Annotated in this window: 2 protein-coding genes and 1 pseudogene; 2 read left to right on the top strand and 1 reads right to left on the bottom strand. The window is 39.6% G+C overall.

The window, feature by feature from the left end:
• A pseudogene (locus ABZ920_RS30420) lies at positions 1-207 on the bottom strand (MBL fold metallo-hydrolase); the annotation flags it as partial.
• A 1,200-nt stretch (positions 208-1,407) separates the two neighbouring features.
• On the opposite strand from ABZ920_RS30420, the gene ABZ920_RS30425 reads away from it, so the two are divergent.
• Positions 1,408-1,809 carry a MobC family plasmid mobilization relaxosome protein gene (locus ABZ920_RS30425; RefSeq protein ID WP_004706792.1) on the top strand — a complete coding sequence of 134 codons (402 nt, stop codon included), beginning with the start codon at positions 1,408-1,410 and terminating at the stop codon, positions 1,807-1,809.
• A complete protein-coding gene (locus ABZ920_RS30430; protein WP_004706791.1) occupies positions 1,799-3,613 on the top strand; it encodes a relaxase/mobilization nuclease domain-containing protein in 1,815 nt (604 codons plus the stop codon). The genes ABZ920_RS30425 and ABZ920_RS30430 overlap by 11 nt, the downstream gene beginning before the upstream one ends.
• Positions 3,614-3,959: the final 346 nt, after the last annotated feature.

Genomic DNA, 3,959 nt, shown 5'->3' on the forward strand with positions numbered 1-3,959 from the left:
ATTGCCTTTTTCACTTTTAATTTGACCTGTTGGCTTGGCAATAAAGCCTTTTTGCGCATAATTAAACTCTGTCATATCGTCTAAATTATATTTCGTTTTATACGCATTATTTGATTCAATGACCGCTTTTTCGACTTGTCCATTTGCTGCAAAAACAGAAAATGGCAAAATAAACATCAATGAAACCGTTAAAAATTTAACTTTCATTGTCTTTCCTTCTTCAAAATATCCATAAATGTTGATTTCCTTGTCTATACTATTTTTGATATGTGTTGAATTAATAGAAGCTTTTCAATTCAAACATTATAATAACAGCCATCATTTTTTATGATGGAATCATAAAATAATATTTTACAAGAATATACCTGTTTTTATTAAAACTACGCAGTCCTTATTGGGCATGAGTTAGTAGGAGAGAAAAATAAAAATTTTGTTAAAACCTAAAGAAAAACCCCTCTGAGTCTTGCAACTTAGAGGGGTTTTGTCTTAAATTTGGTGGTACGCAGTTATTTGATGTTCGAGCATCAAGTAACGAAGATCATAAGGTTTGACGACCGTTATGATTTCACCTTTCGGCTTGTACCGCTTTTCAAATTCTATCAAATTGATAAAAAATGGCAAGCATTGTATCAGTAAAAAGTCTTTCGTTACCTGACTCTCGTTCATCCAATAAGCAATACATAGACAGTATTCGAGCCTTATCAGCTTCTGTGCATCCTTTTTAAGGAAGATATGCGGTGCATGTGGAGGGAATAAGTGTCACTGGTGCATCGTAGCGATAGTGAAAGCTGAGAAGCAGGAGCTGAACCGTTACAGGGGAATCCCACAAAAGCGGAGCGTTGAGAGTAGTTGTATAGGTTGGTTAAGTTGCATGTTGGAGAAATCCTCGCAGAGATACCGCCATACTTCGACAGGGAGCGCGTGGGGAGAGGTGCAGTACCTTTAGTCCTTGTCTGCCATGTATGTGAAGCATGGTGCGGATACGACCGATGCGTGGCTCCGTCAGCCTAATCAGGTTAAATCGGCAATACTTAGGGGATGTGTTATTTTTTGAATGACAGCCCTTAGGGAGAGTATTGCCGAAACTCTCTCAACGCTCACCATCTGCCTGAGCAAAGCGAGGGCTGTGGTGGTGGTGAGAAAGAGTTGAGTGCTATTGTTTTACAAGATTTATGCCAGTTCTTATTAGGGTTTATATACTGTATCATTTGATTAAATTTTAGTATAAATAATTCTTTCCCTTTTTAAATAAGCAAGGATACACAGTTACCCCTATTTCACTTCGTTTAATAGTGCTAAGCTGTGACCTTGATCAGGGGCTTCACCCCCGATACCCCCGAAAACCGGTTTAAAGAAAAATCAAAGATTTTCCTCTAAACCGGTTAGACCAAGAATGGGATTGTTCAAGTGGAAATAGATTCAGTAACTAAACAGAAAGTAGTACGGGAACGGACGTTTAAAGTCAGACTTTCAGAATCAGAATATCAATTGCTCGATGCCAATAATCCTTTTGGTTCAATCGCAAAGTTGCTACGTCAGTCAGCAGTAGATAAAGCAACAAAGATTTATAATTCCAAAGCAGATGATGCTGAAAAAATTAAATCAACAAAGATTGTTGAATCTTCATATAGCAAGACAGAGAGAAATTTAATCCTAGAATTGGGTCGTATAGGTAATAACGTGAATCAGATTGCCAAAGCGATTAATACGGATATTGCAGGGACAGGTACTTTTGACAAAGTGAAGTTACTTCATTTGTTGATTTCCATAGATCAACAACTTCGGGAGTTACGACCAGATGATCGTTGATTTTTTTAGACATGGTTCAGGATTATCTAAAGGTTGTCTAGATTATTTGCTTGGTGAAGATAGAGAGCGAGAACATGCACAGGTTTTAAGTGGTGATGTTGACTTGACCGCTCAACTGATTGATAGCAGTCCTTTTGCCAAGAAATATACCAGTGGTTGTTTATCCTTTTACGAGCATGCTTTATCTGACCAGGATAAACAGCAGATCATGCAAAATTTTGAGGAATGCCTTTTCCCTGGTCTCGATAAAGATCAGTACCAAATTTTATGGGTACAGCACCAAGATAAGGTGAATCAAGATACTGGAGAGACACGGCTTGAGCTGAATTTTGTGATTCCAAACGTTGAGCTTTCGACAGGCAAACGGCTACAGCCATTTTATGCGCCAGTGGATTTAGATCGAGTGGATCTGTTTAAGCAGATTACCAATGCAGAACATCAACTATATGATCCCGATGATCCGAACAATCAGCAGCTTTTAATCAATAAGAAGAACTTACCCAAGGATGTGAAGGATTTTAAAGATCAGTTACACCAAAGGATTTACCAAGCTGTAGTCGATGGCAAAGTTGCCGATCGGCAAAAATTGGTTGAATGGCTTGAATCGAATGAAATCAAAGTCACCCGACAAACCCAAAAATCAATATCAATCGAAAATCCATACGAGGGCGCAACACGTCCTATCCGTTTAAGTGGAGAGGTTTATGAGCAAGGCTTTAGCGCTACTGGCGAATATCGACAAGAAGTACAACAGCGAATTGCAACGTACCGAGGAACAACTTCTGAGCGGTATCGAGCAAACGTCACAGATTATCAAAGACAGCTTGAGCACAAGAGCCAATATCACAGCGACCGCTATCCAGCAGTCAGACGAGAAATTAGCGCAGAACCTACAGAACAGCTCACAGCAGATCGAGAAGCAGCTCGACCAGTACCAAGCCTTGCTACAGTCCAAATTGAGCCGTTTAAAGCAAATGAACGAGCAGATACAGACAAAAGAACAGCAAGTTCAGAACAAAAGCCTACTGAAACAGCTTACCACTTTGAATATGGCAATGATTTTGGGAGCTGCTATTTTAATTATTCTCATTATTGCGCTCGGTTTTATGGGCAAAAGCAAGTACAACGAGATACGGACACTCAATATGACCATCAACGAGAAACAAATGCGAGTGGATCACCTGAACCGATCGGGGGGCAGTTTGACGTTCAGCACATGCAGACAGCAAAACAGCAAAGCCCAACGTCTATGTATTCAGATCAACAAGGACGCAGGGGATTGGCAGAACAACTTCATGGTGCCGATGGGGTATTAAGTGATGACCGAATTAGAAACACAGTTATTGAAAATCATCGAAGAACAACAGCAGCAATTACAGCAACAACAAACTCAGTTGCAGCAGCAACAGCAGAGTTTAGACGTGATGCAAAAGAAAATTATCCAAGCCTTATCAGCACAATCAAAGGCAATGGAGAGCGTACAGACAGACTTAGTGCAAACACAAAAGTCATTATCGACAATACAGACACAATTTCACGAATTGGAAAAAAATACAGCGACCTATACCGAGCAGATCAATGGCAAAGTCAGGGAGATGAGCCAAATTACAACGAATTACGAGGACGTACTGGAGAAAATCTCAACCACACAACGGTCAGTCTCGTCACAAGTAGCCAAAGCTCAGCAGAATTTGCTCGAAACGTCCGAACTATTGAAGCGAATATCGTCCAAATGAAGGAACGGAAAAAGGAAATGGAGCAGCCCCAACCTAAGCGAGATCGGGGCATGAATTTTGGCATGTAGGGTTTATGCTCGATTCCGACTGTTGCTAATCAAAAATATGGAACAATGATTAAATATTAGGCGTGAAACGTGAAGAATCAATAAAAAAGCCCGACTTAGACAAGTTAGGCTTTTTTATTGATTGTAAATTATTGAAATAATTAAACTAATTTTGTATTTATGTGCACTAATGTGTGCACATAAAAGCGGAGACTTTAATTTGGTAGGGTTCTTTAAGCCCAGTCATTTCATCCTAATCATTTGGTCGAGTGACAATTGGAAAAGTTGAGTCTGGACGTTTAAACATTGCAAAGAATTTTCCAATTTCCAATGGATTGCCTTTGACTTTACTTTCGTTAGAAAGCAG

It is taken from the genome of Streptomyces sp. NPDC046831, assembly GCF_040645305.1.
GTDB lineage: Bacteria > Actinomycetota > Actinomycetes > Streptomycetales > Streptomycetaceae > Streptomyces.